This is a genomic window from Magnetovibrio sp. PR-2, from assembly GCF_036689815.1.
Lineage (GTDB): Bacteria > Pseudomonadota > Alphaproteobacteria > Rhodospirillales > Magnetovibrionaceae > Magnetovibrio.
Genome location: NZ_JBAHUR010000006.1, coordinates 213,105 through 226,805 on the forward strand (window position 1 = coordinate 213,105; position 13,701 = coordinate 226,805).

At 55.2% G+C, this 13,701-nt stretch carries 18 protein-coding genes; 6 read left to right on the top strand and 12 right to left on the bottom strand.

From position 1 onward, the window contains the following. The first annotated feature begins 106 nt into the window (after positions 1–106). The 3 genes from V5T82_RS09405 to V5T82_RS09415 all read left to right on the top strand — a co-directional run bounded on the left by V5T82_RS09405 (position 107) and on the right by V5T82_RS09415 (position 874). Complete coding sequence (locus V5T82_RS09405) at positions 107–316, top strand: cold-shock protein (RefSeq protein ID WP_332895370.1); 210 nt, start codon at positions 107–109, stop codon at positions 314–316. A gap of 24 nt (positions 317–340) precedes the next feature. Continuing rightward, a complete protein-coding gene (locus V5T82_RS09410) occupies positions 341–499 on the top strand; it encodes a hypothetical protein (protein WP_332895371.1) in 159 nt (52 codons plus the stop codon). A 69-nt stretch (positions 500–568) separates the two neighbouring features. Beyond that, positions 569–874, top strand: coding sequence for a hypothetical protein (locus tag V5T82_RS09415; protein WP_332895372.1), 306 nt, complete (start codon positions 569–571; stop codon positions 872–874). 66 nt (positions 875–940) lie between these two features. On the opposite strand, the gene V5T82_RS09420 is transcribed toward V5T82_RS09415, so the two are convergent. After that, complete coding sequence (locus V5T82_RS09420) at positions 941–1,633, bottom strand: c-type cytochrome domain-containing protein (protein ID WP_332895373.1); 693 nt, start codon at positions 1,631–1,633, stop codon at positions 941–943. A 168-nt stretch (positions 1,634–1,801) separates the two neighbouring features. Here V5T82_RS09420 and V5T82_RS09425 point away from each other — a divergent pair, with 168 nt between their 5' ends. Both V5T82_RS09425 and V5T82_RS09430 read left to right on the top strand, forming a co-directional pair. Beyond that, a complete protein-coding gene (locus tag V5T82_RS09425) occupies positions 1,802–2,425 on the top strand; it encodes a class I SAM-dependent methyltransferase (RefSeq protein ID WP_332895374.1) in 624 nt (207 codons plus the stop codon). 20 nt (positions 2,426–2,445) lie between these two features. Next, on the top strand, positions 2,446–3,111 hold the full coding sequence (locus tag V5T82_RS09430; RefSeq protein WP_332895375.1) for a hypothetical protein: 666 nt from the start codon (positions 2,446–2,448) through the stop codon (positions 3,109–3,111). 16 nt (positions 3,112–3,127) lie between these two features. Here V5T82_RS09430 and V5T82_RS09435 read toward each other — a convergent pair whose 3' ends face one another. The 9 genes from V5T82_RS09435 to phnG are packed head-to-tail and all read right to left on the bottom strand — an operon-like array spanning position 3,128 to position 10,917. Then, a complete protein-coding gene (locus V5T82_RS09435; RefSeq protein WP_332895376.1) occupies positions 3,128–4,369 on the bottom strand; it encodes an MFS transporter in 1,242 nt (413 codons plus the stop codon). A 45-nt stretch (positions 4,370–4,414) separates the two neighbouring features. Beyond that, complete coding sequence (locus tag V5T82_RS09440) at positions 4,415–5,149, bottom strand: DUF1045 domain-containing protein (protein ID WP_332895377.1); 735 nt, start codon at positions 5,147–5,149, stop codon at positions 4,415–4,417. A 22-nt stretch (positions 5,150–5,171) separates the two neighbouring features. Then, positions 5,172–6,314 carry an alpha-D-ribose 1-methylphosphonate 5-triphosphate diphosphatase gene (locus V5T82_RS09445; protein WP_332895378.1) on the bottom strand — a complete coding sequence of 381 codons (1,143 nt, stop codon included), beginning with the start codon at positions 6,312–6,314 and terminating at the stop codon, positions 5,172–5,174. Further along, positions 6,311–7,021, bottom strand: a complete 711-nt coding sequence (gene phnL / locus V5T82_RS09450) for a phosphonate C-P lyase system protein PhnL (protein WP_332895379.1) — start codon at positions 7,019–7,021, stop codon at positions 6,311–6,313. Before phnL ends, V5T82_RS09445 begins: the two co-directional genes overlap by 4 nt. A gap of 10 nt (positions 7,022–7,031) precedes the next feature. After that, on the bottom strand, positions 7,032–7,811 hold the full coding sequence (phnK, locus tag V5T82_RS09455; protein WP_442917493.1) for a phosphonate C-P lyase system protein PhnK: 780 nt from the start codon (positions 7,809–7,811) through the stop codon (positions 7,032–7,034). A gap of 11 nt (positions 7,812–7,822) precedes the next feature. Then, on the bottom strand, positions 7,823–8,707 hold the full coding sequence (locus V5T82_RS09460; protein WP_332895380.1) for an alpha-D-ribose 1-methylphosphonate 5-phosphate C-P-lyase PhnJ: 885 nt from the start codon (positions 8,705–8,707) through the stop codon (positions 7,823–7,825). Positions 8,708–8,709: 2 nt separating this feature from the next. Then, positions 8,710–9,792 carry a carbon-phosphorus lyase complex subunit gene (locus tag V5T82_RS09465; protein ID WP_332895381.1) on the bottom strand — a complete coding sequence of 361 codons (1,083 nt, stop codon included), beginning with the start codon at positions 9,790–9,792 and terminating at the stop codon, positions 8,710–8,712. A gap of 1 nt (position 9,793) precedes the next feature. Continuing rightward, complete coding sequence (gene phnH, locus V5T82_RS09470; protein WP_332895382.1) at positions 9,794–10,402, bottom strand: phosphonate C-P lyase system protein PhnH; 609 nt, start codon at positions 10,400–10,402, stop codon at positions 9,794–9,796. 11 nt (positions 10,403–10,413) lie between these two features. Next, a complete protein-coding gene (gene phnG / locus V5T82_RS09475; protein WP_332895383.1) occupies positions 10,414–10,917 on the bottom strand; it encodes a phosphonate C-P lyase system protein PhnG in 504 nt (167 codons plus the stop codon). 124 nt (positions 10,918–11,041) lie between these two features. Between phnG and phnF the strand changes: the two genes are divergently transcribed. Next, positions 11,042–11,764, top strand: a complete 723-nt coding sequence (gene phnF, locus V5T82_RS09480) for a phosphonate metabolism transcriptional regulator PhnF (RefSeq protein ID WP_332895384.1) — start codon at positions 11,042–11,044, stop codon at positions 11,762–11,764. 6 nt (positions 11,765–11,770) lie between these two features. Here the strand turns inward: phnF and phnE are convergent, their stop codons facing one another. Together phnE and phnD are read right to left on the bottom strand one after the other, a co-directional pair. Beyond that, positions 11,771–12,580, bottom strand: a complete 810-nt coding sequence (phnE, locus tag V5T82_RS09485) for a phosphonate ABC transporter, permease protein PhnE (RefSeq protein ID WP_332895385.1) — start codon at positions 12,578–12,580, stop codon at positions 11,771–11,773. Between the two features lie 92 nt (positions 12,581–12,672). Then, on the bottom strand, positions 12,673–13,680 hold the full coding sequence (phnD, locus tag V5T82_RS09490; protein WP_332895386.1) for a phosphonate ABC transporter substrate-binding protein: 1,008 nt from the start codon (positions 13,678–13,680) through the stop codon (positions 12,673–12,675). Positions 13,681–13,701: the final 21 nt, after the last annotated feature.

Sequence of the window (13,701 nt, forward strand, 5' to 3'; positions counted from 1 at the left end):
CGCTGTTTAAGCTGAGTTATCCCCTGACATTGTGACCGTAAAACCCGTGATGCCCCCACATGGTGTGGGGGATTTCATCAGGGTGTCTGTTTAAAGGAAACATAAGATGGCGACTGGTACTGTAAAATGGTTCAACCCGACCAAAGGTTTTGGCTTCATCGAACCCGATGACGGCTCGAAAGACGCTTTTGTGCATATTTCTGCGGTTGAACGCGCTGGACTGGGCACGTTGAGCGAAGGCCAAAAGGTAACGTACGAGCTGCAAGCTGGCCAAAACGGAAAGTCTTCCGCTGAGAACCTAGTCGTTGAAGGTTAATCCGATTAACCAGAGGTCAAGACTGTGATCACGATCGAAAAGACACGCGCTGACCAGCTGCGCGCTTCCAGCGAACGCAGGGCTGAGCGTGCTCAGCTCGAAAAAGAAATCGAGGCGCAGGAAAAGGCGGAACAAAAATCCCGCTTGCGTGCGCTTCGTCTTGCCCGCGAAGCGGAAGCCTGAACAAAATACTTCTTTGGGGATAGCTTTGCTGCGTTCTGCATGGCTTCACCAATATGGAGATACGGCCTAATGTCGGACGACATCGATCCACAAGAGCAGGCCAAGTTTCTCGCTTTGCTAAGGCGCAGCGAAACGGATGCGATTGTCCAAAAATTGGACGACAACACCATTATCCGGGACTGGAAGCGCCAACTTGCTGAAAATGAAGTCGAACGGCGCAAGGGGCGTGGGGGCTCTCAACCGAAAGGTGGAGGGGCGCATTCCCCACAGACACATGCGGCGGCTCAGCTTAAGGGTTGGATCATTACCGGCGTGCTAATCGTTTGCGCCGTTCTCATCGCATATGTCTATATTGCGGATCAAATGAGCAATTAAAAGGTGTGCGTTGCGCATAAAAAAAAGAGCCAGGCGGCTCTTTTTTTATGCGCGCTTTTTGTGCGCTTAGTTGTTTTTTGCACCCTGAACGATCCAGCTGCGCAGCTTTTTGCGTTCGGCTTTGTTGGGCTCGCCCTGTTCATTGTGCGGCATCTTCAACCCGCCTGCGGCGCGGCCTTCGATCAAAACCATTATGTTCGACGTGACCGGATCGCCGGGCACGATGATGGGGCCGTGTTTGGTGCCTTTCATGAGGCTTTCGTAGGTCGTCATGTTCAGGCCACTGGCTTCATAGCCGCTGCCGCCAGCGATGTGACAGTCAAGGCAGAGCTCTTGGATCACTTGCGACGGGCGCCCGGCGTAGTCCGCCTTGGTCGCGCCGCCGACAATCCATTTGCGCAGGATGCGGCGGTCTTCTTTGGTCATGTCGCGCTTGTCGTTGTGCGGCATGGAGATGGAGGCATCCGTGCGCCCTTCCAAAACGGCCATCAAGTTCGACGTCAGCGGATCGCCCGGGACGATGATTTTGCCGTGCTTGGTGCCCGCCATCACGCCTTCGTAGCTGTCTAAGCGCAGGCCGCTCGCTAGGGTGCCGACGCCATTTGCATTGTGACATTCGACGCAATAGGTGTCGAAAATCGGCTGCACGTCAGCTTTGTAGCTGGTATCGGCGGCCACAGCGGTGTGAGCCGAAAGCGTTGCAACAAGGGCGGCAGAGAGTTTCAAAAGGCGGTTCGTCAAGGTTTTCAAGGGCTTCATCCGGGTCCTGTTAGACTTTAGAACGTTATTTATATGACTTTGCGCTAATCTATTAGTCCGAACAGCGCATAAGATCAATGTTTTTCCCTCTTTTTGATAGGGGCATTGACGTGATTTTGGGGTTCGGACGGGGTTGATATTTGCCCCGAGGCTGTCAAACTTTGCGTCATGCCGTTGCGAGACCACTATGACGCCCATGTGCTGCCGCATCTCATCGACGTTGCCATGCGTGCGCCGATGGCGTCGCGTGAGCGTGAGCAGTTGATACCCCAGGCCTCGGGCTCCGTGTTGGAGATTGGCGCAGGCTCTGGTTTAAACATGCCCCATTATTCCGCTGAGGTGACGCACCTGTTGGCGTTGGAACCGAACCACAAACTGCGCGCCAAGGCGGCGCGCAAAGCTGGGGCTACCTCCTTTCCCGTTGAGTTCATTTCCCTAAAAGGCGAAGACTTAAGCCTGGAGGCGGCGTCGGTGGACACCATCGTCACCACGTGGACGCTGTGCTCCATCGCTGACGTTGAAAAGGCGCTGGCCGGCATGTTCCGGGTTTTGAAACCGGGTGGACAGTTGTTGTTTGTCGAGCATGGCCGCGCGCCGACAGAGAGGCTGGCCCGCTGGCAAGACCGCCTCACCCCGGCGTGGTCGTGTTTTGCCGGAGGGTGCCGCCTCAACCGCCGCCCGGATCAACTGATCGCTGAGGCTGGCTTTGAGATTGAGCAGATGGAACAAGGCTTCTTGGACGGCCCGAAGCTGTTGACGTATCATTACAAAGGGCTAGCGCGGCGTGCTTAGCCACAAAAAGGGGGAACATCATGAGACTTCATCCATTCAAATCGTGGTATGCACCCGTTTTAGCGGCGTTGCTGATTTTACCGGTTTGTGCCCAAACCGAAGCTGGCGAAGACATCAAAGTTGGCGGGACAAAGGCTTGGTTGGAAAAGCCGGACAATCCCGTGGCCGGTTTGGTTATCGTTCCGGGTGGTGGCGGATTGTCAAAGAACGACCCTTTGCAACGTCTCAGAAAAGACATTGCAAACCAGGGGGTTGCTGTGTTGTCAGTCGACAGCAAAACTAAGCTTCGGGCAGCCACGAAATTGATGTCGCAAATCGCCAAGCCCGTTAACGTCGCCGCTGTCAGCCGGGGCATGATGGGGGTCACAAAAACCTTATCCAAGCAAAGCTTAAAACTGAAAGGGCTGGTCTTGGTTGCAGGGGATTTGAACTTCATGCGTCAAAAGCTCAAAGATCCGGGCAAGTTGCCGCGCACCCTTGTTATTCATCATCGCCAAGATGGTTGTCAAAAAACACCACCTTCGGCCGTTGAGGGTTTTAAAAAGTGGGCCGGTGCGAAGGTGAAAGTTGTGTGGATGGACGGCGGGCAGAATCGCGGCAACCCTTGTGGACCAGATGCGTATCACGGCTTGGCAGGGTTGGAGGACAAAACCGTGCGTGCCATCGCTGAGTTTCTCAAACCGTAAGAGCGGGCTGTTGCCCCTAACGCGATGTGTCCTGGAATGCTGCTGCAGCTTTTGCGTCTACAGCGTTTTGCCGGCTGGCGAAGCCAAAACAGACCCCGCCCACAATCGGCAAGCTGATGCACAATAATAACACGGTGTCATAACCAGCGACCGTCCAAATGTGCGCGGCCAGCGACGGCGCCAAGGCGTAGGCCATCAGATACGGAACGGCCAATAGGCCTGAAATGGTCCCAAAACCGGAACGGCCCATGATTTCGGCCACCACCAGCGGCTTGGTGATGGAGGTGACGCCATACCCTGAACCTTGGAACAGGGCAAAGGCCAAAAGGCCCACCAAAAGGAATCCTGCGAAATACAGTGAAGAAGACGCCAAGGCCAAAAGTACGAAGGTCATTCCCGAAATAAAGAACACGGACACACGGTGATCAAAAACCATCATCGCCACCCGACCGAAGACCTGCATGGGTCCGATGAGGGACGCAATCACAACCGCCAAGGTGGCCGACGCGCCCCTGTCTTCCAAAATCGGCAACATGTGGGACACCAGCATGGTGTGGTTGAGGCCAATGGCCGTGTAGGTGACGGCCAACAGCCAAAACGCCGGTTGACGCAAAATGTGCGACGGTCCGCGCGCGACTTGCCCCTTGTTGTGAGAAACCGTGCGCCGAAAACCATGCGCGGCCCCGGTCCCCAACCACAATAACGGAGCGGCGACAAAAATAACGATCAGTCCAAAGGCGTGGGTGGCTGTTTGCCAACTGAACGCAGCCGCAAGAAAATTCGCGATGGGAAAGCATAATGTGCTGGCGAAGCCCGCAGCCAAAGTCACCAGCGTAATGGCTTGTTTTGCCCCCCGGGGGCGAGAGTGCGTCAGGTATGCAAAACACGGCTCATAAAGACATCCCGACATGCACAGCCCAATGAGGATCCAGATGGCAAAGAAGACTTCATAGCTTTGTGTAAAGCCGAGCATGAAAACGGCGCTACCGCCAACAACGGCGCACGTCGTTAAGACATAACGCCCCCAGCCACGATCGATTAAACGGCCCATCACGGGTGCGCAAAGGGCAGAGACCACCAGCGCTGCGGTCATCGCCGCACCCAGTTCCGCACGGCTCCACCCTTGGGCGGTTTCCCAATGCAGCAACAGGGCTGGGAAGATATAAAACAGCCCGGCCCAAACCAATGTCTCCCCAAACGCTAAGGACCAAACGGCGCGGTCCGCTTTGAAGACCATGGTTTTCACAGATTTAAGCATTTATGGACCTAAGCGAGCCGGACACGCAAACGTGTGTGACACAGTTTATTTCTTTTTTCTCAGCGGCCAGCGGCTTTTTGCGTGCGGCTTAAGCGGGTAGGTTTTGACCACAGTGAACGGTTCGTCTTTTGATTTTTGACGCACCAGCGCGATCAGGTTGAAGGTCCAGGATTTGTCGGTCAAGACCTTGGCGATTTCCGGCTCTATGGCGTCGAACACAGTTTTGCGCTCTTTGTCTTTCAAGCGTTCGCTCAAGGTCATGTGAAAGCGAAATTCATCCATCACATAGGGATAGCCCCATTTATCAAGCATCTTTTTTTGCGACTTGGTGAGATCCGCTTTGAGGCGTTTTTGCGTTTCTTCTGCGCTGGGCGGTGCGCGGAAGTTGTCGAACGATTTGACGCACGTCTTGGCGAACGCGTCCAAATCTTCACACGCCTTTTTCGGGCGCAAGGCGATAAACCCGTCGAGTTCCGCCAGCTCCAACGCCGGGACCTTAAACGGCTTTTGCCCGGCTGCGAACGCTTCCAAGGCTTCGTCCAACATGGCCCGGTCCGTCGTCTTGGACAGATAAAACGGCGGTTTTAAGGTCCCATGGAACCCATAATGGCGCGCAGATGCGGTGATCTCGCGTAAACGCTCCGGTTTGATGCCGTCCAGCTTGGGAGGCTTAACGTCAACGCCTTGGAAACTGTCCCAGCCCAACAGTTTTGACGCACAGCGCCACAGCTTGCTGTCCGGCTCAGGCATGTAATAGATCGCGTAGCGCGCCTTGGCCATAGAGGCCCCCTTTTTATTGAGCTTAGTACGCCCGTTCGCCAGCGCACCAGACTTGATTGACCAAGGGCATTTTATCCGCCATGCGCACGCGCACCAAATCGGCGCGTTTGCCCGGCGCAATTTCACCGCGATCCGTCAAGTTTGCCGCGTCGGCCGGGTTGACGGTCGCCGTGCGAACAGCTTCGGGCAAATGAATGCCGTCGACCTCTTGGCACATGGTGAAAATGCCCTGCAATATGGAGCCGGGATAATAGTCGGACGACAGAATGTCCATGGCCCCTTCTTGGGCCAATTCTCGCGCAGAAATGTTACCGGAATGTGACTTGCCACGGACCATGTTCGGTGCGCCCATGAGGATGTGAAGCCCCTCATCGCGGGCCGCACGGGCGGCTTCGATGGTTGTGGGAAATTCAGAAATGCTGACCCCTTCGCCTTTGGCTTCGTCCACGTGGGACAGGGTGGCGTCATCGTGGCTGGCGAGGGGCAGGTTGTGCGCTTTGCTGATTTCAACGATCTTGTCGCGGTTGGGTGCGCTGAATTTTTCCGACGTTTCGATGTGCTCTTTGATAAACGCGTCCATCTTTTCCGGCGAGAAGTGATATTTGCCCTGATAATATTCGCGATATTTTTCAATGTCGGCAAATTGACGTTGCCCCGGTGCGTGGTCCATCAAGGATACCAGCTTGACCAAGTCGTGGTGTGCAAATGGCTCAAACAAATCGACCACGGTCTCAAAGCTCAACTCACAACGCATGTGCAGGTAGTGATCTGCGCGAAACAGGCCTTTGCTTTTTACATCGGTGATGGTTTCAGACATATCCTTCAACTGCGCCAAACGCGTGGATCCATCCAAGATGGCGCCAACGGCCAAAGCATCGAACACCGTGGTGATGCCCGCACCGATCACTTGCACATCATGCGCCACCGCAGCCGGCAAAGACGGCCAGCGCACGCCGGGGCGCGGCGTGAAGCTTTTTTCCATATTGTCGGTGTGCAGCTCGATCAAGCCGGGGATCAGGTAATCGCCGTCCAAGTCTTGGGCTATTGGCAAAGAGGTGTTGCCGCGTTCCACCGAAACGATACGCCCGGCTTCAACCTCGACGGTGCCTGTCACAACCTCATCGCGGGTGACGACTTTGGCATTGGTGAGGATCATGGAACTCATGCGGCTTTCTCCTGGGCTTCGACTTCAAACAAACGGGTGCAGACTTTTTCGCGCACATCTTCGTCGTGGAAGATGCCGACGATGGCGGCGCCGCGCTCAGTGGCTTCGCAGATCATATCCGTAACAGTTTGCCGATTTGTGGCATCCAGCGATGCGGTGGGCTCATCCAGCAACATAATCGGATAATCGACGATAAAACCGCGTGCGATGTTGACGCGTTGTTGCTCGCCCCCCGAAAAGGTTGCGGGGGCTAAGGACCAAAGGCTTTCAGGCACGCGCAAGCGGCTCAACAGCTCGCCTGCGCGCGTGCGGGCCAAGGTTTCGTCTTCACCCAAAGCCACCAGAGGTTCGGCCACGATGTCTTGGGACGTCACACGCGGGATGGCGCGCAGGAACTGTGACACATAGCCCATGGTGTGTTTGCGCACAGACAAAATCTCTTGCGGTTCGGCTTGGGTGAGGTCAATCCACTCACCCATGTGGCGGACTTTCAACGACCCGGCGTTGACCAGGTAGTTTCCATAAAGGGCGCGCATCAAGGTCGACTTACCGGCACCGGATGGGCCGTGGAGCACCACGCATTCGCCTGCGTTGATGGTCAAATCCATATCCGCAAAGACGGGGATTTTTTGGCTGCCTTGATTGTGCAACACAAAGGTTTTCGCTAAGCCTTCGGCTGAGATCATGGGTTTGGTTTCTAAAGTCATGCTCTTGTCCTTAGGGCTGCAAAATGGAGGAAACGAGAAGCTGGGTGTAGGGGTGTTGCGGGTCGTCCAACACTTGATCGGTCAAGCCCTGCTCCACCACGCGGCCTTCTTTCATCACCATCAGGCGGTGCGCCAATAGACGCGCAACGGCCAAGTCGTGGGTGACGATGATGGCGCTGAGCCCCAGACGGTTCACCAGACCGCGCAGCAAGTCCAACAGACGTGCTTGCACGGAAACGTCCAAGCCACCTGTGGGTTCGTCCATGAACACCAAGCGCGGTTCGGTCACCAGATTGCGTGCGATTTGTAGACGTTGCTGCATGCCACCGGAAAAGGTCGACGGCAGGTTGTCGATGCGGCCTTGGTCGATTTCAACTTTGCCCAACCAATCGGACGCCACTTGGCGGATGTCGCCGTAGTGACGTGCGCCCACAGCCATCAGGCGCTCGCCCACATTGGCCCCGGCGCTCACACCCAAGCGCAAACCGTCACGTGGGTTTTGGCGTACCAACCCCCAGTCAGTGCGCATCAGCAAACGCCGTTCAGATTCGGTCATATCAAAGATATTGCGGGGACCGTCCACGCGGGTGTCATAGATGACTTTACCACGTGACGTTTTCAACTGAGCGGACAGGCAGTTCATCAACGTGGTCTTGCCGGAGCCCGACTCGCCCACAATGCCGAGCACTTCGCCCGGCCACAAATCGAACGACACATCGGTGCAGCCAATTTGTGCGCCGTAGTCCTTGCCCACATCCTGGACGCTGAGCAGTGGTGTTTTATCCATCATCTCTAAGTTCCTTATTCAGCGGCTTGGGGCGTGCCCAGGGGGCCTAAGTGCCCATCGGCGCGGCGGTCTTCGCAATAATCCGTGTCGGAACACACAAACATGCGTCCGCCCTTGTCATCGGTGATGACTTCGTCCAGATAACTGTCTTCAGCACCGCAGAGCGCGCAGTTTTCTTCCCAACTTTGCACTTCGAACGGATAATCGTCGAAGTCCAAGCTTTTGACTTTGGTGTAAGGCGGAACCGCATAAATGCGTTTTTCGCGGCCTGCGCCGAACAACTGCAACGCAGGCATCTGGTGCATTTTCGGATTGTCGAATTTCGGAATGGGCGACGGGCGCATCAAGTAACGGTCGTTCACCACCACGGGATAATCATAAGATGTGGCGATGCGGCCAAAGCGCGCGATGTCTTCGTAAATCTTCACCGACATGATGCCGTACTCTTCCAGAGCATGCATCTTGCGCGTTTCGGTTTCGCGGGGCTCTAGCCACCGCAGCGGTTCGGGGATGGGAACTTGGTAGACCAGGATTTGACCTGCTTTGAGATCCTTTTCCGGAATGCGGTGGCGGGTTTGGATCATGGTCGCTTCACGGGTTTTTTCCGTGGTCTTTACGCCTGTGGTACGCGCGAAAAAGCGCCGGATCGACACCGCGTTGGTGGTATCGTCGGCCCCTTGGTCAATGACCTTTAAGGTGTCATCCGCACCGATGACGGACGCCGTGACCTGAATGCCGCCCGTACCCCAACCGTAGGGCAGGGGCATTTCGCGCGACCCGAACGGCACTTGGTAGCCGGGAATGGCGACCGCTTTTAAGATTGCACGACGGATCATGCGTTTGGTCTGCTCGTCCAAATAAGCGAAGTTATAGCCTTCAAGGGTTTGGTCTTGAGACATCTTTATTCTCCCGCTTTCAGCAGTTGCTCTTGTTCCTTGCGCAGATTGCGCACCATTTCCAGCTCGCCTTGAAAGTCGACGTAGTGCGGCAGTTTCAAGTGCTGTACAAAGCCCGACGCCTCAACATTGTCGGAGTGATACATCATGAACTCTTCGTCCTGGGCCGGGCCCACGACCTCTTCACCCAGTTCGGCAGCACGCAGCGAGCGGTCCACCAAGGCCATGGCCATGGCTTTGCGCTCACCTGCCCCGAAGCTCAAACCATAGCCGCGAGTAAACTTCGCGGGCTCGGTCTTGGATCCGTCGAACTTGTTGATCATCTCGCATTCCGTCACGGTGATGTCGCCGATGGAAACGGGGAAGCCCAACTCTTCGGGTTCAAACACGACTTCGACTTCGCCCATACGAATTTCGCCGGCGAACGGATGGGTGTTGCCATAGCCGCGTTGTGACGAATAGCCCATGGCGAGCACAAATCCTTCGTCTCCACGCGCTAAGTTTTGTAGACGCACATCGCGGTCCGCCGGAAAGTCGATGGGTTCGCGGGTCAAGTCGCTGACGGGTTGATCGTCGTCGGCAAGCTCTTGTTGGATCAAGCCTTCGTTGTTGAGCAACGACGTGACACGCGGCATATCATCAATGCCGCTGTCTTCTTCTTGCGTGAGCGGCGCTTCGCCTTCTGCCAACAAGGCGAAATCCAGCAGACGATGGGTGTAGTCAAAGGTCGGGCCCAAGACTTGTCCACCGGGCAAGTCCTTATAGGTGGCGGAGATGCGGCGGCGTGCTTTCATCTCGGTGGTGTTGATGGCATGGCTTTCGCCAAAACGCGGCAAGGTGGTACGAAAGGCGCGCAACAGAAAAATGGCTTCCATCAAATCCCCACGCGCTTGCTTGATCGCCAAGGCGGCCAAGTTGTGGTCATAGAGCGATCCCTCGGTCATCACCCGATCCACGGCCAAGGTCATTTGTTCCTTGATTTGATCGACCGTGAGTTCGGGAACAGAGGTCTCACCCCGGCGTTCTTCAGCCAACAGACGGTGAGCGTTTTCGATGGCTTTTTCGCCACCTTTGACAGCAACATACATTTTAGAACTCCACCTGCGTCGTGCGCGGCAAACACACCACTTCTGTCGGTGTGGTCAAAATCAGATCGACACCGCGCGGGAAGAATTGTGTGTTGTTGTGAACGGATTGCCAGAAATCTTCATCCCCCCCAGCTACAGTCAAATGCGTTTGTGTCTCAATGCCGGGACCGGTCAGCTTCACGCCTTCCCCAGAGATCACGTGTCCCACTTGAACAACCACGGTTGTGGAGGTGTCCGGGCGTTCATCCGTGCCGATGTGAAAGCGGTCTAAGTTTTTGACTTGCGATATGGACGTCACCAAGGCTTTGCGGGCCTCTTTGGGGTTGGTGACCATGGGGCAGCCGCAATAAAAGCGCAGATGAGCGACGGCCTGGCCGCTTTCGGCAATCACGCTATCGACCCAAAGCGGGGTTTCATAATCCACCAAGGCCAAACACACGGCGGCCGTGGTGTTAAACAATGGGGTAGGGGCTTCGGGGATGTCGGCCAGCTCGATCACCTTGCCGGGATGGGACATGGCATCCAAGACTGTGCGAAACACATGCCCTGCGTCGTGAACAGGGTTTTGGAAACCGGGCATGGGCTGGTGGTTGGTGGTTTGCATGTTCATCTGAACTCTCCCTAGTGACCGCGGACCATGGTGAAGAAATCCACACGCGTCGCTGCGACCTTGCGGTCCGTTTGTGTTTGTTCCGTGCTGAGGCGTTCGCGCACCGGCTTTAAGACACGGTTTTCGATGTCCGCGCGCCGGGTTTCGTCTTGCAGCAATGCATCAAACACCGCTGCCAACTGTGCATGGTGTTTGTCGCGCCCGGCGATATAGGCATGTCCTTGCAGACCTTCCCCAATCGTCACAACACAGCGCGTCACCGACATTTCACCCATGTTGAAACGCTGGCCTTCGCCACCGGCACGTGCGCGGACCATGACCATGCCGCATTCGGGTGCGCGCAAAAGGCTGTAGTCAGGCTTGTCAGCCGTGTCTTGCCAAGCTGTTTCCAGCTCGCTTGCATGGGCGCGGGCCAACACGGCCATCCACGCTTGACGGTCTTTGATTTCTGAAACGGGGAACGAGGTAACGTTCTCGCCCGCCCCATTCGCATTCGACGTGTTTTCGGTCGTCATGGACATTTCCTAAATTTGTCTAGACATCTGCATCTTTCAGTGTTTACATACACACATTCCTTTTCGGCAGAAAGACCGATTGGATGAATTTTTTGTAACAACTCTGTGAAGCGTGAGCCAAAAGATGGAACGAGGAAGCGGTGTCGCCTTGTGGCGGCAAATTTACGAAGCTCTGCGTAGTGAAATTTTTGAAGGCACGATTAAGCCAGGCGATATGCTGCCAACGGAAAAAGAACTGTCCGATCGTTTCGGCGTCAATCGTCACACGGTGCGCCGTGCCGTGCAGGCGCTGTCTGAACGCGGTCTTGTGGTCACCCGTCAAGGGGCGGGGACGTATGTGCCTGAAACGGTTGTCGATTACGCCATCAAAAAACGCACGCGGTTTTCCGAAGCTGTGACCGCGCAAAGCCGCGTGCCCAAAAGCCGTGTTCTCAACGTGGATCAATTTAAGGCTGACGCCCATCAGGCGCGGATGCTCGGTGTGCGCAAAGGCACGCAGTTGTTGATGGTGCGTATTCTTGGGGAAGCCGACGGCAGCCCGTTGAGCCTTGGCGATCATCATTATGTCGCGTCGCGGTTTCCCGGCATTGAAAAGCTCATTACCGGATTTGGCTCTGTCTCTAAAGCGCTGGCAGAATTTGGCGTCGAGGATTATGTGCGTGAAAAGTCGTATGTCACCGCTCACATTCCGTCTCGGGAAGAAGCAGATCTGTTGAAACAACCCGTGCAGCGCCCCGTGTTGTTAACGGAAAACATCAACGTCACAGCGGACGGTGAGCCCATCGAATATGGGCGCACCTTGTTTGCTGGGGATCGTGTTCAGCTGGTGTTTGAACCGAAGTCTTAACGCGCGTCAGATGACCATCTTGCGCAAGCGTTGTGAGATGACGTCCAACAGCGAGACTGAGATGATGATAATGATCATCACGGCTGCTGTTTCCGCGTAATAAAAACCGCGAATGGCTTCCCACAGCACCATGCCGATGCCGCCCGCACCAACGATGCCCAAAACGGTCGCCGAGCGGACGTTTGATTCAAAACGATAGAGCGAATACGAAATCCACAGCGGAAGCACTTGGGGAATGATGCCGAAGATCACTTCTTGCATGGGCGTCGCACCCGTGGCGCGCACCCCTTCGACGGGGCGCGGGTCGATGGCTTCAACGGCTTCGGAAAACAGCTTGGCCAAAATGCCCGTGGTGTGGATCCAAAGCGCCAACACACCGGCAAAAGGGCCTAAGCCCACCGCCACAACGAACAACATGGCGAAGACCATTTCGTTGATGGCGCGCGCGGCGTCCATCAAACGGCGGATGGGTTGATAAATCCACCAAGGTGCTACGTTTTCAGAAGACAAAATGCCGAAGGGAATGGCCGTCACAATAGACAACGCGGTGCCCCAGATGGCGATTTGGATCGTGATCCACATCTCATCCAAATAGAGGTTCCATTCGGTGAAATTGGGCGGAAAGAAACCTTCCATGAAAGACGCCATGTTGGCGGCGTCTTCGTACAGAGCCATGGGGCGCATATCGGCACCTTCCCACGACATCATCAAGAGCCCCAGCGCGATACCCCACATGACCAAATTGCCGATTGATCGCTTCAAATCACGCGGCGGCAAGCTCACGTCGTTTTGCGTCGGTGTGGTTGCTGTGCTCATGGGGCTTCTCCGGGGGATTGTTTATTTAAATTTAAAAAGGGACAAACAAAACGCCGGGGCTTATGTGCCCCGACGTTTCAATGTTTGGGCGTTTATTGGTGCTTGACCAAAACGTCCAGTTCAGCCAGTTGCTCGTCAATTGCAGCAACTTTTTCTTTCTTCTCAGCAGCAGAAAGCGCTTCGCTGTTTTCGATTTTCAGCTTGTTTTTGAACAAAGCCAGCTGACGGATCGGGTACAACTGGGTGTTGTTGCTTTCCATGAAGTAGCCTTGACCGTCGGAAATGCCGTGCAGAACTTTGGTGGCGTGCTCGGTGTTACCGATGCGACCGTAGCCCAAGAAGAAGCCTTTGATTTTGGACTTCAGTTCTTTGGTCATGTCTTTGCGATATACCATCGGGTCGGACGGGATCAGCGGAGACGTCCAGATCACTTTGATCTTTGCAGCAGCTTCCGGAGCTTTCAGCTTGGAGCGACCGATTTGTTCGGAGTTGTTGGCGGCAACGTGAACTTGTTCGTTGGCGGTGGCCATCAAGTTGGTTTCGTGGTTGGCATTGCGAACGGTTTTGAAGCATTTCTTCGGATCAACACCGTTTTGAGCAAACACGTAGTAGGACGGAACCAAGAAACCGGAGGTGGAGTTCGGATCACCGATGCCGAAATTCAAGGACTTGTCGCACTTGAAGATGTCTTCAAGTTTGTTGATGCCCGTGTTTTTGACGTTGGTGATGATGTGGGAGTAGTAACCTTGGCCACCATCGGCTTTGGAGGTTTGAACGAAGACTTCGCCACCGGCGCGGTCAACAGCTTCCATGCCGGATTTGTTGCCGAACCAAGCAACGTGCACTTTGCCGAAACGCATGGCTTCGATAACACCTGCATAGTCAGGTGCGAAGAACGGCTTCACTTTCATGCCCAATGCGGATTCCATGTCTTTCATCAACGGAATCCATTGGTCCTTGAGGTTAGACGTGGACTCGGTGGAGATGATGCCGAAGTTGATGACTTCGGGATCTTTTTCCAACGGTTTGTAATCAGCCTTGGCAGCACCGGCCATCATAACGGCGGTGGCGGCAACAGCCATCAAGGTCTTCTTCATCATGTATCTCACTCCTGTCGTGAT

What these genes read in the sequence shown, in the direction of transcription:
- V5T82_RS09405 (WP_332895370.1), top strand. Translation starts at nt 107, where the DNA reads ATGGCGACTGGTACTGTAAAATGGTTCAACCCGACCAAAGGTTTTGGC.
- V5T82_RS09415 (WP_332895372.1), top strand. Translation starts at nt 569, where the DNA reads ATGTCGGACGACATCGATCCACAAGAGCAGGCCAAGTTTCTCGCTTTG.
- V5T82_RS09420 (WP_332895373.1), bottom strand. Translation starts at nt 1,633, where the DNA reads ATGAAGCCCTTGAAAACCTTGACGAACCGCCTTTTGAAACTCTCTGCC.
- V5T82_RS09425 (WP_332895374.1), top strand. Translation starts at nt 1,802, where the DNA reads ATGCCGTTGCGAGACCACTATGACGCCCATGTGCTGCCGCATCTCATC.
- V5T82_RS09430 (WP_332895375.1), top strand. Translation starts at nt 2,446, where the DNA reads ATGAGACTTCATCCATTCAAATCGTGGTATGCACCCGTTTTAGCGGCG.
- V5T82_RS09435 (WP_332895376.1), bottom strand. Translation starts at nt 4,369, where the DNA reads ATGCTTAAATCTGTGAAAACCATGGTCTTCAAAGCGGACCGCGCCGTT.
- V5T82_RS09440 (WP_332895377.1), bottom strand. Translation starts at nt 5,149, where the DNA reads ATGGCCAAGGCGCGCTACGCGATCTATTACATGCCTGAGCCGGACAGC.
- V5T82_RS09445 (WP_332895378.1), bottom strand. Translation starts at nt 6,314, where the DNA reads ATGAGTTCCATGATCCTCACCAATGCCAAAGTCGTCACCCGCGATGAG.
- phnL (WP_332895379.1), bottom strand. Translation starts at nt 7,021, where the DNA reads ATGACTTTAGAAACCAAACCCATGATCTCAGCCGAAGGCTTAGCGAAA.
- phnK (WP_442917493.1), bottom strand. Translation starts at nt 7,811, where the DNA reads ATGATGGATAAAACACCACTGCTCAGCGTCCAGGATGTGGGCAAGGAC.
- V5T82_RS09460 (WP_332895380.1), bottom strand. Translation starts at nt 8,707, where the DNA reads ATGTCTCAAGACCAAACCCTTGAAGGCTATAACTTCGCTTATTTGGAC.
- V5T82_RS09465 (WP_332895381.1), bottom strand. Translation starts at nt 9,792, where the DNA reads ATGTATGTTGCTGTCAAAGGTGGCGAAAAAGCCATCGAAAACGCTCAC.
- phnH (WP_332895382.1), bottom strand. Translation starts at nt 10,402, where the DNA reads ATGAACATGCAAACCACCAACCACCAGCCCATGCCCGGTTTCCAAAAC.
- phnG (WP_332895383.1), bottom strand. Translation starts at nt 10,917, where the DNA reads ATGACGACCGAAAACACGTCGAATGCGAATGGGGCGGGCGAGAACGTT.
- phnF (WP_332895384.1), top strand. Translation starts at nt 11,042, where the DNA reads ATGGAACGAGGAAGCGGTGTCGCCTTGTGGCGGCAAATTTACGAAGCT.
- phnE (WP_332895385.1), bottom strand. Translation starts at nt 12,580, where the DNA reads ATGAGCACAGCAACCACACCGACGCAAAACGACGTGAGCTTGCCGCCG.
- phnD (WP_332895386.1), bottom strand. Translation starts at nt 13,680, where the DNA reads ATGATGAAGAAGACCTTGATGGCTGTTGCCGCCACCGCCGTTATGATG.